This window comes from Neobacillus sp. 114 (assembly GCF_030127045.1).
Lineage (GTDB): Bacteria > Bacillota > Bacilli > Bacillales > Cytobacillaceae > Neobacillus > Neobacillus rhizophilus.
The window spans coordinates 1,993,905-2,010,455 of the sequence record NZ_CP126144.1; the positions used below are offsets into that span (position 1 = coordinate 1,993,905).

At 39.4% G+C, this 16,551-nt stretch carries 16 protein-coding genes; 11 read left to right on the plus strand and 5 right to left on the minus strand.

What is annotated here, in order from left to right:
• Positions 1 to 58: 58 nt before the first annotated feature.
• A complete protein-coding gene (locus tag QNN06_RS10005; RefSeq protein ID WP_249366435.1) occupies positions 59 to 2,161 on the plus strand; it encodes a sensor domain-containing protein in 2,103 nt (700 codons plus the stop codon).
• Here the strand turns inward: QNN06_RS10005 and QNN06_RS10010 are convergent.
• Positions 2,150 to 3,016, minus strand: coding sequence for a metallophosphoesterase (locus QNN06_RS10010; RefSeq protein WP_213116500.1), 867 nt, complete (start codon positions 3,014 to 3,016; stop codon positions 2,150 to 2,152). The two genes, QNN06_RS10005 and QNN06_RS10010, sit on opposite strands and share 12 nt — an antisense overlap.
• Positions 3,017 to 3,814: 798 nt before the next feature.
• Positions 3,815 to 4,657: a C39 family peptidase gene (locus QNN06_RS10015; protein ID WP_213116499.1), complete on the minus strand. Its 843-nt coding sequence runs from the start codon at positions 4,655 to 4,657 to the stop codon at positions 3,815 to 3,817.
• A gap of 143 nt (positions 4,658 to 4,800) precedes the next feature.
• Between QNN06_RS10015 and QNN06_RS10020 the strand changes: the two genes are divergently transcribed.
• The 10 genes from QNN06_RS10020 to QNN06_RS10065 all read left to right on the plus strand — a co-directional run bounded on the left by QNN06_RS10020 (position 4,801) and on the right by QNN06_RS10065 (position 12,566).
• Positions 4,801 to 6,012, plus strand: coding sequence for an EAL domain-containing protein (locus QNN06_RS10020; protein WP_217032939.1), 1,212 nt, complete (start codon positions 4,801 to 4,803; stop codon positions 6,010 to 6,012).
• Between the two features lie 64 nt (positions 6,013 to 6,076).
• Positions 6,077 to 6,313 carry a type II secretion system protein gene (locus QNN06_RS10025; RefSeq protein ID WP_213116497.1) on the plus strand — a complete coding sequence of 79 codons (237 nt, stop codon included), beginning with the start codon at positions 6,077 to 6,079 and terminating at the stop codon, positions 6,311 to 6,313.
• Positions 6,314 to 6,539: 226 nt separating this feature from the next.
• Positions 6,540 to 6,776, plus strand: coding sequence for a YkuJ family protein (locus QNN06_RS10030; protein ID WP_213116496.1), 237 nt, complete (start codon positions 6,540 to 6,542; stop codon positions 6,774 to 6,776).
• A gap of 111 nt (positions 6,777 to 6,887) precedes the next feature.
• The gene (gene cbpB, locus QNN06_RS10035; RefSeq protein WP_213141314.1) at positions 6,888 to 7,331 is read left to right on the plus strand and encodes a cyclic-di-AMP-binding protein CbpB; all 444 of its coding nucleotides are present in this window, start codon (positions 6,888 to 6,890) and stop codon (positions 7,329 to 7,331) included.
• A 74-nt stretch (positions 7,332 to 7,405) separates the two neighbouring features.
• Entirely contained in the window at positions 7,406 to 8,284 is an 879-nt protein-coding gene (locus QNN06_RS10040; protein WP_284037520.1) for a transcriptional regulator CcpC, read from the plus strand.
• Between the two features lie 80 nt (positions 8,285 to 8,364).
• A complete protein-coding gene (gene dapD, locus QNN06_RS10045; protein ID WP_213116493.1) occupies positions 8,365 to 9,075 on the plus strand; it encodes a 2,3,4,5-tetrahydropyridine-2,6-dicarboxylate N-acetyltransferase in 711 nt (236 codons plus the stop codon).
• Positions 9,076 to 9,133: 58 nt separating this feature from the next.
• Complete coding sequence (locus QNN06_RS10050; RefSeq protein WP_249366434.1) at positions 9,134 to 10,258, plus strand: N-acetyldiaminopimelate deacetylase; 1,125 nt, start codon at positions 9,134 to 9,136, stop codon at positions 10,256 to 10,258.
• A 58-nt stretch (positions 10,259 to 10,316) separates the two neighbouring features.
• Positions 10,317 to 10,772 carry a TlpA family protein disulfide reductase gene (locus QNN06_RS10055; RefSeq protein WP_213116491.1) on the plus strand — a complete coding sequence of 152 codons (456 nt, stop codon included), beginning with the start codon at positions 10,317 to 10,319 and terminating at the stop codon, positions 10,770 to 10,772.
• A gap of 129 nt (positions 10,773 to 10,901) precedes the next feature.
• On the plus strand, positions 10,902 to 11,819 hold the full coding sequence (locus QNN06_RS10060; RefSeq protein ID WP_213116490.1) for a DUF4349 domain-containing protein: 918 nt from the start codon (positions 10,902 to 10,904) through the stop codon (positions 11,817 to 11,819).
• A gap of 87 nt (positions 11,820 to 11,906) precedes the next feature.
• Positions 11,907 to 12,566: a potassium channel family protein gene (locus QNN06_RS10065; protein WP_213116489.1), complete on the plus strand. Its 660-nt coding sequence runs from the start codon at positions 11,907 to 11,909 to the stop codon at positions 12,564 to 12,566.
• A gap of 840 nt (positions 12,567 to 13,406) precedes the next feature.
• Here QNN06_RS10065 and rnjA read toward each other — a convergent pair.
• The 3 genes from rnjA to def form a co-directional block, all read right to left on the minus strand.
• The gene (gene rnjA, locus QNN06_RS10070) at positions 13,407 to 15,074 is read right to left on the minus strand and encodes a ribonuclease J1 (protein ID WP_213116488.1); all 1,668 of its coding nucleotides are present in this window, start codon (positions 15,072 to 15,074) and stop codon (positions 13,407 to 13,409) included.
• A gap of 6 nt (positions 15,075 to 15,080) precedes the next feature.
• A complete protein-coding gene (locus QNN06_RS10075; RefSeq protein ID WP_213116487.1) occupies positions 15,081 to 15,290 on the minus strand; it encodes a DNA-dependent RNA polymerase subunit epsilon in 210 nt (69 codons plus the stop codon).
• Between the two features lie 552 nt (positions 15,291 to 15,842).
• Positions 15,843 to 16,397, minus strand: a complete 555-nt coding sequence (def, locus tag QNN06_RS10080) for a peptide deformylase (protein ID WP_213116486.1) — start codon at positions 16,395 to 16,397, stop codon at positions 15,843 to 15,845.
• Between the last annotated feature and the right edge of the window lie 154 nt (positions 16,398 to 16,551).

Genomic DNA, 16,551 nt, shown 5'->3' on the forward strand with positions numbered 1-16,551 from the left:
ATTTAGAAATATTGTATAGGATAAGGAAAAAATTTATTTTGTTCGTGAGGATGATGAAATGACCCAATTCAATCAGTTTTTTATAAGTGAAATTGAATCCGGGAAAGCCGGGCCTAAAATACAGGAAATCATCTTCGATATTATTTTTCAATATATACAGGATATGGTATTTGTCGTCAAAGTGGAAGAAGGCCCAAGCTTTCGATACCTGTTTATCAATGAGGCGGGAATGAGAAAGGCAAACTTAAATGTGGAGGCGATAGGGAGGACTTTTCAGGATGTTCTGCCAGAGGATTTTGCCAAATCGCTTCAGCGAATGTATGAGAAACTATTAAAAAAAAGGGAAATCATTACTTTTGACGATGTATTTTATGGCGATAACGGGAAAGAGGTTTACGGGGAATCCATTTTAACTCCAATCTATGATGAGGATAACGCCATTCGTTATATTGTAGCAGTAACAAGAGATATTACCGAATGGTCCCTTGAGAGAAAAAGAATCGGCGAAAGTGAGCAGCGATACCGCTCTATAGTTGACCATAACTTGGATGCAATTATTATCATTAGTCCGGAAGGAAAAATAATGGAAGCAAACCCGGCTGCTGCTATTTTGACGGGATCATTGGAAAGACATCTGTCAAATCGGTCGATTTATGATTTAATTGATGACCATGATTTGGAAAAGTTTAAAGGTCTTATCGAAAAGACGTGTTCCGGTTTTTCTCTTGAGTCACTGGATTGTAAAATTTTAAACAATAAAGGGAAACGGCTCATTGTACATATAAAAACAGTACCAATTGTCGTATACGGGGAAATAAACGGGGTCTACATAATTTTAAGAGATTTGTCAGAGCAGGCAAAAAACATGGAAATGATAAAATTCATGGCATTTCATGATCAATTGACAGGATTATTTAACCGCCGCGCCCTGCTTGAACATTTAAATGAACGTATCCCGGCTGACCATCATCCGGCAGAGGAGTTTGCCTTAATCTCAATCGACTTGGACAGATTTAAATATTTGAACGATACTCTTGGACATTTGGCTGGGGATGAAATTTTAAAGCAGGTTTCCAACCGGTTATTACAATTCCAAAATGAATGCTGTTTTATTTACCGGGTTGGCGGGGATGAATTTACTATTCTATTGCTTAACACAAATCGTTCCGGGGCTAATTTTTTTGTAGGAAAGCTGCTTACTTCCTTTTCTCGATCCTTTTATTTTAATTCCCATGAGTATTTTATTTCTCCAAGCATTGGAATCAGCATGTACCCTAATGATGGGAAGGATGCAGAAATGTTAATTAAGAATGCAGATGAGGCGCTTTTTCGCGTTAAGGAGAGAGGCCGGGCGCATTACCAATTTTATCGATCAGATATGAATTCGTTATTTTCCAATATTGTAACTTTGGAAACTCATCTAAGAAGAGCGATAGACAGGGGCGAGCTTACATTGTATTATCAGCCCCAAATAGATGTCCTGACCGGGAAAGCTGCATCTTTTGAGGCGCTTCTGCGCTGGAAGAATACAGAGTTCGGCTGGATTTCCCCAGGGGTTTTTATTCCAATCGCTGAAGATACAGGCCTTATTGTTTCTATAGGGAATTGGGTAATAGAAAATGCCTGTAAACAAATTAAAAGCTGGAATGATAAAGGGATCATGGGTATACGGATTGCAATAAATATTTCACCGAAACAATTTCAACAGCCTAATTTGGTTTCTTTTATTCAATCGATGATCAATAAATATTCAATTCAGCCAACGTCATTAGAAATTGAAATTACCGAAGGCATTATGCGGGACATGAAGGAAACAATCCCGCTTCTAAGAAAGCTAAAAGACTTGGGTCTTTTAATATCAGTTGATGATTTTGGAACAGAGTATTCATCGTTAAACTATTTGAAAAGGTTCCCACTTGATTGTCTGAAAATCGACCAATCGTTCATCAAGGAAATATTAGACGATGATAAGGATGCGGCAATCACATCGACCATTATCCACCTTGGCAGAAGCCTTGGCCTTGAAGTGATTGCCGAGGGCGTGGAGAGGAAAGAACAGGCTGAATTTTTGATTCAGGCGGGCTGCCACAAAATTCAAGGCTTTTATTATTCGGAGCCTATCCCACCAACCTTGCTGGAAGAGCGTTTTTTAATTTTTTAAAGTAAACACTGTAAGCTCTGGCTTGGCCATAAATCGGAAAGGCAGGCGTGTCGTGCCGATTCCCCTATTTACATAAAGATTTAGCTCATGGCCGCCGCGGACAATGTAATGACCTTCCTGATAAATCTTCGCAAAAGGCGGAATAACAAGAGCGCCGATAAACGGAAGTTTAACCTGACCGCCGTGACTGTGTCCGCTCAGCTGCCATTCGATCGGGTATGAGCTTGCGGTATCGGCCATATCTGGCGCGTGTGATAATAATATTTTAAAACAATTATTTGGCACATTTTTTATGGCTGTCGTAATATCAGGTCTGCCTAACATTCGGTCATCAATCCCAAGCAGGCTGATAAAACTGTTATCCTCTAAGGTAACTGAAACTGCTGAATTTAACAGGATAGTAAAACCCGCTGTATTCATAATTTCCCGATATATTTCTGAGCCATAACCGCCATGATCATGGTTCCCATATATACAATACTTTCCTAATGGCGCATGCAATTTCTTTAGAATTGGCGCGAGCTGATTCGTTTCCAAATATTTATTTGGCTCGTCCATTAAATCGCCCGTAAAAACAATAATGTCCGGCTTGAGGTCATTGATGGAATCAACTAAACCTATAAACTTATCCAAGGTATATTGAAAACCAAGATGGGTGTCGCTGAATTGGACTATTTTTTTTCCGTTAAAGCTGCTGGGAATTCGTTCATGAATGATTTCCAATTGTTTAATTTCAAGAAGAGATGGTTCAATTCGATTTGCATAATAATATCCCCCCGCCCCCATTCCGAGGACTGTAAGCAGGGAACCAAATGTTCTTTTAATAAATGTCCTCCGAGTTAAATTTTGAAACATTTTTATTACCAGCCTATTTTTTTATTAGAGTCCCTTATGTATTTTCAGAAAAAATAAAGCTTATTGCAAGAATAAAGGCTCATGTTAGTGTTTATTCTGAAAAATCATAAAAAATACCAATAAAAAGCAGCCTAGACGACTGCTTTTTGTTTTGTCTAAATCTATATGCTGTCTCTGCAATTAGGCCCGTTGATTTCCACTCCGGGCACTCGCTTTCCGCGGGGAGGTCCTGGAGCCTCCTCGGCGCTATGGCGCCTGCGGGGTCTCCAGTGACCTCTATATCCCGCAGGAGTCGAGTGCCCTCCGCTCCAATCAACAGGGAGGCAAATCAACTAAAGTATAGCAACACACAATTTCCAGCCTTGCTAGTGAGTTACAATCTTTTTCATATTTTGGCAGGCTGCAGTAAGAATTCGCGGGGAACAATTCATCAATTGAAACAAATTCACATTCACTTTGGCTATTCAATTTTGGCTAAAACATTGAATTCACTACTTATTTTATTTTTATTGTATTTGAAGGTCTCTATTATAAAACACCTGTTGATTGGCGCGGAAGGCACGAAGACTCCTGCGGGAGTACGGGGCAGGGGAGACCCCGCAGGAGCGAAGCGACGAGGAGGCTCGCCGGCACGCCCGCGGAAAGCGAAGTGCCTGGAGTGCCAATCAACAGACTTGTTGAAAAACCTAACATTAATAATATTGTAAAAAGCGGTGTATCACTAAAAAAGAGCAAAAATAAAAGGCTATCGAAAGTTTTCCGATAGCCTGAGCAGCCGGGGTGGCTGCTCTTTGTTGTTTATTTGTAACTGACAGCACGATTTTTTAGGGCATTCCATGAAGCGATAAATTGATCTTTGTTTACTTTGACTTGTTTTTTTCCTGAAAGTGGATCATTCAGATATACATGACCCTCGTCATAGCCGACGAGCAAGACGACATGTAAATCAAGCGGTGTTTTTATATATTCTTTTCCATGATTCCATGCTTCCCACCGATCTGGGAGCCGGTAATCACCTGTTGTCCAGATCACGACAGGAAACCCACTTGAAACATGTTCCAATATTTTTTCAAATGGCTGATTGGTCAAATTAACGGCTCTGCCCGGCAACTTTTTATTTATTAAATCAATCATTGGCTGCTCAAAAGCAGCATACCCCGGTTGTTTGCCGGTCATATCACCAACAAATCCGTGATCGGGATTCCCCCAATGCAAGAAATCACCTTTTGGTGATTTGATGAGCGGATCGGGGTCTTTTTTTATCTGCCGGTACAACTCCATTTTGTTTGTTTGAACCCCGGCGTAGTTTAGCATCATCGCAAGGCTGGTCACTTCACATCCGTTTCTAAGCTCTGGGGTTTGCCGGATTATGATAACGTCCAATAAGGTGGATTCCTTCTTTACAAAGGGCTTTGCTGTTTCCTCTTCTTGGCTTATATTTATGATCTGACTGTTTAGGTCATTGAAATTATAGGAGCGATTATCCTCTTTTGTAGAAGAAACGTTCTTGGGTTTTTCATCCTCAATGATCGGAGGCTCTTGCTTAATATTGTTTTGCTTAGAACTCACTTCGTTATTTTCACCAACATGGCTGCATCCAAGCAATGGAAGGATTAAAGCGAACAGACTTAGCTTTTTCACATCCTTACCTCCTCTTTTGAAGAGCTAAGAATATTGTTTGATTGTTTCTTTAGAGTTATAATGGTATCCTTTTGGCAAAGAACAGACGGTAATTCTTGTGCGTATGGTATAATGAAATTAACAATTTTTTGGAGGTACTTTGGATGGATGCACTGGAAATACTCTCAAATCTAAATGATGTTTTTCCTTATTTCCAGCCGATTTTTAGTGCCGATGAACAGCGTGTAATCGCCTATGAAGTGTTAGGAAGATATAAATCAGCAGAAAATGTTATAAGCTTAGGTCCGTTTTTTTGTGATGAACAAATTCCTGAAGAATATAAATTCGAAGTTGATTTGCTTTTAGTTCGAAAAGCGCTGGAAAAGGCGGAGGAGCTGGATGAAGATGTCAGCATATTCCTGAACCGGAATGCTGAACTGCTTATGTATGGACATGGAGAACCATTTCTTCAGGAGCTTTTAGAATTCGAAAGCAGGGGTTTTAAGTTAAGTCGAATTGTCCTTGAAATTTCTGATCACAACTACTCAGGAGATTTAGACCAATTTGATAATCTTTTGCAATATTATCGGACCTATGGAATTAAAATTGCCATTGCAAATCTTGGCAGTGAAAATCATTTTTTCGAACGAATCGGGGAGCTTGAACCGGACATTTTAAAAATTAATTTAGAAGCTTTAAAATCAACCTCAATTGGTACCAATTTCAATGATGTTTTATTTTCCGTGTCGGTCCTTGCTAGAAAAATTGGAGCAACGCTCTTGTTTGAAAATATTGAGATGAGCTACCAGTTGCAGTTTGCTTGGAAAAATGGCGGCCGTTATTATCAGGGTTATTATTTGCACCCTCCAGCCGCAGAATTTATCAGCCGGGATTTCTTAAAACCCCGATTAAAGGAAAAATTCCACGACTTTATTGTATATGAAAAAAGAAAATTGGAGGCTGTTTATACAACTGCTGAATATTTTCAAGCAAAGGTTCAGGAAATTGTAATGAAAAACCGGAAGTCCGGCTATGAAGAGCTCCTGCATGTCCTGGGAAAAGAAATGGATCACATCGTCTTTCGGTTATATATTTGTGATGAAGACGGCTTTCAAAAGTCGGCCAATCTTTTTAAGGAAAACGGAGGCTGGAGTATTCAGGCTGAATATATCAATAAAAACTGGAGCTGGAGGCCGTATTTTCTAGAGAACATCATCAAAATGCGGAATGAAAGAAAAGGCATTTTGTCGGACCTATATAGTGATATTGAAACCGGTGAGCCGATTCGAACCTTTTCATTTCCCATCAATGGCAGTGAATACTTATTTATCGATATTTCATACCAATATTTGTTTGAACACGATCAATTGCTGTAAGAATAGAATGTGTCACGGAGTGGCAATTTAAAGATATAGTTTATCTTTAAAGGAGAAATGCTCAATGACTCTTTTTGAAATGACGGTTGCCATTCTTATTGTTGGTATTTTGGCTGTTTCCCTCATTTATACACTTGCCCTTGGAAGGCAGCAAAAAGCTGTGGAGGGTGAATTTGATACCCAGTTAGACAAAGGAATTCAAAAAAATGTATATGTCAAAAACCCTATTTTTTTATCCTACGGCATCTTCTTTGCACTGACTTTATTTATTATACTTTTTATAGCCATCAGATTTTTTTGAGAAGGTCTCAGTCAATGAGGGCCTTCTTTTTTCATTTAGAAAAATTTTTTAGCCAATTTTTTCATTTTTATTTGGACAAATAGAGGACGTTATTTTATTCTTTTAATATTGGCATGTTTAAAAGATGATTTTTTTATTGATGAAAATAATTCATTAGGATAGAAACATGTCAAATGCAAAACCTAATTTATAGAATTCTTGTTTGTGTTTGAAAGGAGATAAGCACATGTCACAGCTTCAAGGTATATTAACAAGATTAAAAAACCTTCAGGAACAATCCGCTAGCGGAGAGCCGGCGCAGCGTTATTTTGAGGTTAATGGAGAAAGGAAATGTCAAGTCACTTTCCATCCAAAAACTGAAACATTTGAGTTAGAGGTTTATTTTGAGAAGGAAAAGCCAAAACGATATCAATTCGATAATATTGATATGATTACAATCGAGATTTTTGACTTGATTCAATAGGAGCCTGTATGGTTCCTTTTTTTTATCAGGGCAATCGCAATTTTTGGCATGAGGTCCGAAAACTATGATAGAATAGGTCTGTAGAAAAACAAACATGAGGAGTTTTCGGTGATGATTAATCTTCCCAGCGGGGAATTTCTAGAATTAATGATAAAAGACTTGATTATCCCGTCTGAGCGGGTCGCACATGTACAAATCGGAAATAGTGTGGAACATGCCTTATTGGTGTTAACGAAAAGCGGTTACACGGCTATTCCTGTTTTGGACCCATCCTACAAGCTTCATGGTTTAATCAGTACACCCATTATAATGGATTCCATTTTAGGTCTTGAAAGAATTGAATTTGAAAAGCTTGAACAAAGACGGGTAGAAGAAGTAATGAAAAAGTCTATGCCTAGAGTCACAATATCCACCCCATTTAACAAATGTTTAGATTTGCTAGTTACCCAACCATTTCTTTGTGTTGAGACAGAAGATGGTTTTTTTGAGGGGATTTTGCCAAGAAGTACGGTATTAAATCAATTAAATCTGTTTATTAAGCGCGGTAATAGATAACTTACGAAAAGCAGGGCCCCCTTTTTTGGGGGCTATTTTTTGCAGGTGAAAAGGAAAAAGGAGGGGAAAAAACAGTGTCATCATTGTCGGAATTTCAACTACTGTCTGTTTTGGCACAGGAAATGAATATGCGCAAAGCCTCGGAACGGCTGTTTGTTTCCCAGCCGGCCCTCTCACAGCGTCTGCAAACCATCGAGAAGGATTGGGGGACTAAGCTTTTTATCCGCTCACAAAAAGGATTAGCGCTGACCCCTGCCGGTGAACATGTGATAGCCTTTGTAAACGAGGTCCTGAAAAAAGAGGAAAAGGTACGGGAAACAATTTACTCCCTGCAAGAGGGCGTATCGGGTACCTTAAAAATTGCTGTAGCCTCCATTGTCGGGCAAAACTGGCTGCCACAAGTTCTGAAGAAATTTATCGATAAATATCCCCAAGTAAAGCTTTCACTAGTAACAGGCTGGAGCAGTGAGATTTTAAACTGTTTGTATGAAGACCAGGTCCATGTTGGCATTATTCGTGGTACACCTGATTGGAAGGGGGTTAAAGTACACCTGTTTCGTGATCCGCTGTATTTGGTGGATAGAGAAATCACCAACCCAGATCAAGTCCTTGAAACAGACCGCCCGTTTATCCAATTTAAGAGTGACTCTAATTATTACCAAGAAATACAGGATTGGTGGATGCGGAACTTTAAAACCACGCCGAAAAGGACCGTTGTCGTTGACCAAATTGAAACCTGTAAGCAAATGGCCTTTAATGGAATTGGCTATGCGATTCTGCCTGGAATTACCTTAACGAAGGCAGAAAGAGATATTTGCAAAATTCCCCTTGTGAATGAAAAAAATGAACCTTTAAGCCGCGATACATGGCTTCTTGGGTATGAGTCTGCTTTTCAATTGAAACAAGTACAAGCATTTGTAGAGTTGATTAAAGAATATGTTTCGGAATCTTAAATAAAGCATATGTTTTTCTTGTTTTCAGCGCTTTTGTTTGCTAAAGTATTTTTTAGTACAAGTATAGGGGGATTTAGAAAATGAAAATGATGGATGCACATGAAATTATATCCTTTATCCAAAATAGCAAAAAATCAACACCAGTAAAGGTTTATGTAAAAGGTGAGCTTGAAGGCATTGACTTTGGTGCCAATGCAAAAGCATTCATTAATGGTAATACCGGGGTTGTCTTCGGTGAATGGTCTGAAATCAACACTGCTCTTGAGGCAAATCCGGCAAAAATTGAAGATTTTGTTGTTGAAAACGACCGCCGTAATTCAGCCATTCCATTATTGGATATGAAGCATATTAATGCCCGAATTGAACCAGGTGCTTTTATTCGTGACCAAGTAGAGATTGGCGATAATGCCATTATCATGATGGGGGCCGTCATCAATATTGGAGCTGTAATTGGTGAAGGAACGATGATTGACATGAACGCAGTTCTTGGCGGCAGGGCTACGGTTGGTAAGAAATGTCATATCGGTGCAGGTGCTGTATTGGCTGGAGTGGTTGAGCCGCCATCAGCAAAACCGGTTATTATTGAAGATGATGTTTTAATTGGCGCCAACGCCGTTGTTCTTGAAGGAGTAACAGTTGGAAAAGGCTCGGTTGTCGCTGCCGGAGCTATCGTTACCCAAGATGTTCCGCCATATACAGTGGTTGCAGGAACGCCAGCAAGAAAAATTAAAGATATTGACGAGCAAACAAAATCCAAAACAGAGATTTTAGATGCACTTCGTCAATTATAATTAGGACAAAAAAGCGTGGAATTGTTCCACGCTTTCTGCATAGATTGGAGTGGTAACCATGAATCCATTTGTTAAAATCCGCCGTGATCTTCATCAAATACCTGAACTTGGGTTCCAAGAATATAAAACTCAGGCCTATTTATTAGCTTACATACACTCATTACCCCAAGAGCGGGTTGCCTTAAAAAAATGGAAAACTGGCCTCTTTGTCAAGGTTTCAGGGTTGAACTCGAAAAAAACAATTGGTTATAGGACCGACATTGATGGTCTTCCCATTACTGAGGAAACGGGTCTTCCATTTTCTTCACAGCACAGCGAGCAAATGCATGCCTGTGGGCATGATTTTCACATGAGCATTGCACTTGGAGTGCTTACCTTTTTTGTAGAGAACCCAATTGATGACGATTTATTATTTATTTTTCAGCCTGCTGAGGAAGGTCCTGGCGGTGCCGAACCGATGTTAAGGACAGCGGAAATGCGGGAATGGATGCCAGATGTGATTCTTGCGCTTCATATTGCACCCGAGTATCCAGTCGGAACCATCGCTGTGAAAGAAGGATTATTGTTTGCAAATACATCTGAACTATTTATTGATTTGAAGGGAAAGGGAGGTCATGCTGCCTATCCGCATCAAACCAATGATATGGTCATCGCTGCTTGCCAGCTTGTCAATCAGCTGCAAACCATTGTTTCTCGAAATGTTAACCCATTAGACAGTGCCGTAATCACGATTGGAAAAATCACAGGAGGAACTGTTCAAAACATTATTGCCGAGAAAGCAAGGCTAGAAGGGACAATCCGAACATTGTCCCCGGAATCGATGAAAAAGGTCAAGCATCGAGTTGAAGCGATTGTAAAAGGAATTGAAGCCGGTTTTGAATGTGAGGCAGTAATTGACTACGGATCTATGTACCATCAGGTGTATAATAACGAGGAAATTACCAGGGAATTCATAAATTTTATAAAAGAAGATGATGCGGTTCAATTCGTAGAATGTAAAGAAGCCATGACAGGGGAAGATTTTGGCTACATGCTGAAAGAAATTCCTGGATTTATGTTTTGGCTCGGTGTCGATTCCCCCTACGGACTGCATCATGCCAAATTAACACCAAGTGAAGCGGCAATCGATGTTGCGGTAAGAGTGATCACAAAATATATTGCCTTAAAAGGAAATCATTCATAAAGCATGCTTAGCTAGACCTAACCTTCGTGTTAGGTCTATTTCATAGGAGGGAAAAGAGATGAAGCTAAGGGAGGAAATGCCCGAGTTAGTGGGAGCGGTTGAATGGCTAAATGGTCAGGTAACCAAGGATGAGTTAGTTGGTGAAAAGCCGACCCTATTTCATTTTTGGTCCATCAGCTGTCATCTTTGTAAAGAAGACATGCCGCGGATTAATCAATTTCGCGACCAATACAAGGACAAATTGAATGTTGTCTCAATTCATATGCCAAGGTCAGAGAATGATTTAAATATTCAAGATATCAAACAGGCAGCGGCTGAACATGGCGTCACCCAGCCGACTTTTGTCGACAGCGAACATAAATTGACAGCTGCCTTTGAAAATAAATATGTTCCTGCCTACTATGTGTTTGACAAAAAAGGCAAGCTCCGCCATTTCCAAGCCGGAGGCAGCGGCATAAAAATGCTCGAAAAACGCATTAACCGGGTGTTGGGTGAGATAGAGAAAACAGAATAAATCTTGTGAAGCTGTTTTAATCACGCGCCGTATTTTATTTTTTATCAGAAGGAAATGATGTAACCATACCCTTATAAAATCGTCAGTGTATTAAATGGACTATTTTATAAAAAAGGGGTGTCTTAAGATATGAAAAATGGAATACAACTTTTCATTATTTTTATTATGACATTGATGGTTATACTGACTGGCTGCAGCTCGAACAATAGCAGAAGTGAAAGTGGGAAAATGAATGTGGAAAACATGGCACAAATGGATTCTGCAGGTTCGGACAATGCTGAGAAACCCTCCTTATCTGCTAGTGACAAATCAACCGCAAATAAGGCTTCTGAAACGGTCAGCTTAGAGGTTCAAAGTAAAATGGTCATCTATCAAGCAGACCTAGAACTCCGTGTAAAGAAATTTGACCGGACTGTTCGGACTTTTGAAGAAAAAGTCGCCCAATATGGCGGCTATATTGCTGAGTCCAATGTTGCAAAAGCAGGAAAAGAACAAATCAGCGGACATATGAAGATAAGAATCCCGCAAAAACATTTCCAGGATTTTTTGCACGATGCAGAGGGGCAAGCAGTTGAAGTGTTCCAGCGGAATATTATCGGGCAGGATGTAACCGAGGAATATGTCGACCTTGAGTCAAGGCTAAAATCCAAACGGGTCGTGGAGGAACGTCTTCTTTCCTTTATGAATGGGGCAGTTAAGACAGAAGACCTTTTAAAAATCTCTGCAGATTTAGCGGCTGTTCAAGAGGAAATCGAAACAATCGAAGGAAAAATGAAATATCTCGAAAATCAAACATCTTTCTCAACAGTAAATATTGCTCTCTATGAAAATAAAATTATTGTTCCTGATATTGAAAAGGACAAACTAAATACTTGGGAAAAAACGAAAAAACAGTTTATGAAGAGTACCAATCTTCTGTTATCCTTCTTTTCCGGGTTGGTCGTTTTTATTTTTGGCAATATGCCGATAATAATACTATTTATCATATTAGCAGCAGCGGGCATAGTTATTTATAAAAAAAGAAAGCAGCAGAGAAACCGTGATTAAATCGCTGAAATCTCGCTCTATATAAAAATTATGATGGATGTTAAAATGATACCAGTTAACTAATTGAATTTCCTGGGGGAATTATTTGTGAAGAAAAGTTTTGCTGTTATTGGTCTTGGACGATTTGGCGGCAGTATCTGCCGGACCTTAACAGATGAGGGAATGGAAGTATTGGCAATTGACGTAAACGAGGAACGGGTAAATGAATTTTCGATGATTGCATCACATGCCGTTGTCGGCGACTCAACCGATGAAACAGTTTTAAAAAGTTTAGGAATTCGTAATTTTGACCATGTCATTGTCGCTATTGGCGATGATATTCAATCAAGTATTTTAACCACTTTAATTCTAAAAGAATTAGGAGTGAGCCGCGTAACCGCAAAGGCGCAGAATGATTATCACGAAAAGGTTTTAAGAAAAATCGGCGCAGATCATGTTGTTCATCCTGAAAGGGATATGGGACGGAGAATCGCCCATAATATGACCTCAAGTAATGTTGTTGATTATCTTGAGTTATCGGATGAACATAGCATCGTCGAAATCGTTGCAAACGGTAAAATTGGCGGCCATACCATTATGGATCTGGATATCCGGAAAAAATACGGTTTGAATATAGTGGCCATCAAAAGGGGAGAGGACATTATTGTTTCTCCTCAAGCAGGAGAGATGATCAATGTCAATGACGTTTTGATCGTGATTGGCACCGACAATGATATAGACCGATTTGAACATAAAGTGATGGAATAAATGAAAACTCGTCGATTGGCGAGTCCGTTAGGACGAAGACAGAGACGTAGTTGAATTTCTTATTAGCTAAAAAAAGGGAACCGGCCAAGCTGTTCCACTATTTGTCGAGAAAGGCTATTTTTCTCGGCAATTTTTTATTTGGTCAAAATCTATATTTATTGTGACTGCAACTAGGCCTGTTGATTTCCGTTCCGGGTACTCGCTTTCCACTGGGAGGTCCTGGAGCCTCCTCGGCGCTGAAAGCGCCTGCGGGTCTCCAGCGACCTCTATTTCCCGCAGGAGTCGAGTGCCCTCCACTCCAATCAAAAGGATGCAATTCGACCAAATTGATTCCAACACACGAAAAACAAAAAAATACCCTATAACCATCATCTTAAAAAAGAAGAGGAATCAGATTGGTGGCCAATATTCTTACTATAAAAAGGAACAATTTTACAAGGAAAAAAAGAATTCAATATCTTTGTCCATCAAGCAAAAAACGGTGTTAGTTTAGAACCCATTTATAAATAGAAACAGATCTTTTTCACTTTGGCAATTCTCTATTGGCACAACATTTAATTCGTCACTTATTTTATATTTATTGTAGGTGATGGTCTGTATGTAAAACACCTGTTGATTAGTGCGGAAGGCACGAAGACTCCTGCGGGAGTACGGGGCAGGGGAGACCCCGCAGGAGCGTAGCGACGAGGAGGCTCCACGGCACGCCCGCGGAAAGCGAAGTGCCTGGAGCGCTAATCAACAGACTTGTTGAAACCGCGGTGGATTTTTAAAAAAGGAGCATAATAAAAGGCTATCGAAAGTTTTTCGATAGCCTTGAGGAACCGCTAGCGGTTCCTTTTTTTATACTTCCATAATAATAGGTAAAATCATTGGTCTTCTCTTCGTTTTTTCATATAGGAATGGAGCCAGCGTATCGGTAATTTCATTTTTAATTTCTGACCATTGGCTTGTTTTTCGCTCCATTATCTTGTTAAGATGCTTGGTAATTAAATTTTGTGCATCATTGATTAGGTCCCCAGACTCACGCATATAAACAAATCCTCGTGAAATTAAATCTGGACCGGAAGCAATTTTAAATTCCTTCATGTTGATGCTGACAACAACTACTACTAAGCCCTCTTCAGATAAAATTCTTCTGTCTCTTAAAACGATATTGCCAATATCACCCACACCGCTTCCATCAATATATACATTCCCAGATGGAATCTTTCCGGCAACCTGGGCTGTATTTTCTGATAAAGCAAGGACTTCGCCATTGTCCATAATGAAGCAATTTTCTTCTAGCACGCCGCAATCGACGGCAAGTTTAGCATGCATTTTTTGCATCCTATATTCGCCATGAATAGGCATAAAGAATTTCGGCTTGATTAATCGGAGCATTAACTTTTGTTCTTCTTGTCCGCCATGACCGGATGTGTGAATATTACTTAATTTACCATGGATTACCTCGGCGCCCGCTCTAAACAACATATTAATCGTTCTTGAGACACTAATAGTATTTCCTGGAATAGGAGATGAGGAAAAGACCACAGTATCACCAGGAATAATTTGAATTTGTCTATGTGTGCCGTTAGCGATTCTCGATAACGCAGCCATTGGCTCTCCTTGGCTTCCTGTGCAAAGGATGGTTACTTTATCAGCCGGCAGGCGATTAATCTGACCAGCATCAACAAAGGTTTCTTTCGGTGCCCTAATATAGCCTAAATCAAGACCGATATTAATCGCTGCTTCCATACTCCGTCCAAATACAGCAATTTTGCGGCCGTATGTAACGGCTGCTTCTGTTACCTGCTGAAGTCTATGAATATTGGAAGCAAAAGTGGCAAAAATGATTCGTCCGTCTACCTTGCGGAAAATATCATCGATGCTTTCACCAACCCGACGTTCCGACATAGTGAAATCAGGAATTTCACTATTGGTACTATCAGATAATAAACAAAGCACGCCTTCTTTGCCGATTTCCGCCATTTTTGTTAAATTTGCTGGTTCTCCGACTGGTGTGAAATCAAATTTAAAATCACCTGTGTGGACGATCTGGCCCGGAGGCGTTTTTACGACAATGCCATATGAATCTGGGATACTATGGGTTGTCCGGAAAAAGGTAACCGATGTTTTCCGGAACTTAATCACATCATCTTCTTTGATTTCGATTAATTTAGCATTCCGCAATAGACCATGCTCTTCCAGCTTATTTTTAATTAACCCAAGTGCCAGCTTCCCTCCATAAATCGGAATATTGACTTCGCGCAATAAATAAGGAATGCCGCCTATGTGGTCTTCGTGGCCGTGGGTGACGAATAAGCCCTTAATTTTGTCTTCATTTTTAACTAAATAACTGTAATCAGGAATGACATAATCTATTCCTAATAATTCATCCTCGGGAAATTTAATTCCAGCATCAATTAAGATAATTTCATCTTGGAATTGTACCCCGTATGTGTTTTTGCCTATTTCACCCAATCCCCCCAGGGCAAAAACAGCTGCTTGATCGTTTTTTACAAATTTCATAAATTATCATATCTCCAATACTTTAAAGTTTTCGTTTTGCTGCTCATATTCTAAATAGGCTCCTTTTACCTCTTGAACATATTCAACATTAAATTTCCGTTCCGCAATTTTTGAAAGAACATTCCGTTTTGATTCACTTTCAACGAAAAGGGTTTTTGTATTTTCTCTAACTGGGACTTCGCTAATGCTTTCTTGATAGTAGACCTTAAATATCATTATTCTCGCTCCTTAATTCATCATGACTTTTTCTATTATATAAAACATTTTCATCTTTTTCATTATTTTCAGTGGAAAACTTAGTTTCATTATGAAATGTATGTAAAAATGCATGTTTTAATAGCTAATAAGAAAGTGTAAAATTTCCCCGAATTTTATACTTTCTTAACGCATAAATTCAACTACGCCTCATGAACCGTCCTAACGGACTCGCAATCCGGCGAGTTTTTATTTAATTTACAATAACGAAGGAGCCCTTCGCAACTTTGAAGGGCTCGAAAAGTTTAGGCAATCGATTTTTTTCTGAGTAATTCTTTCCACTGTTTTAAAAGCTTCTTCCTTAGCTTCTTTAACATAGTGGATCATCTCCTTACTTCTTATTTTAAACAATCCTTGTCCAATGTAAAGGTGGTGATGGCAGATAATTGAAATTTTTTGAAAGAGCCTTTTTTTACTATTATTATATGGTGAAATGGCTGAATTTTTTCATGGATAAACATGGAATAAGGGGGGAAGCAAACATAAAAAAAGGCTGTCCTTAAAACAGCCTCATCATCGTTCAATCGCGCTGGCCCCTTCAATTGGCTTTAAAGGGTCCTTTTTATCAATATGATCATAAAACATAATCCCATTTAAATGGTCGATTTCATGTTGAAAACAAATAGCAGGCAAACCTTTTAAGCGGATTTTAATTTCCTCGCCAGTTAGACTTGTTCCTTTTACAGTGACACGGGCATACCTCGGCACAAAGCCCGGAATCGATTCATCAACCGATAGACAGCCTTCGCCTGTTTGTAAATAGGCCTTTTCAACCGAATGACTGATGATTTTGGGGTTAAATAGAGCATAGCTGATAAGCTGTCCCTTGTCATCGGTGCAGTGAACAGCAATCATCCGTTTGGATACATTTATTTGCGGTGCTGCAAGTCCTATCCCAGGCCGCAGACCATATTTTTGCGCTATTTCAGGGTCCTGGCTGTTGATAACATATTCTAACAGACTCGAAAGAATCTGTTTATCCTCATTACTTGGCGGCATGGAAACTTCTGCTGCTGCCATCCTTAAAGTGGGATGTCCATCACGAATGATATCATCCATCGTTAACATAAACCTTCACTCCTATGTTCGAATAAAATTATTGTACTCATTAGTCTATCAAACATTTTGGGATTTGTTAACGGTGATGGTTCTTTACTTCTCGACAAAAGGGTATGTTGTCAAATAAACAAAGTAAAGATATAGTAGAGGGTGATAAGAAGGA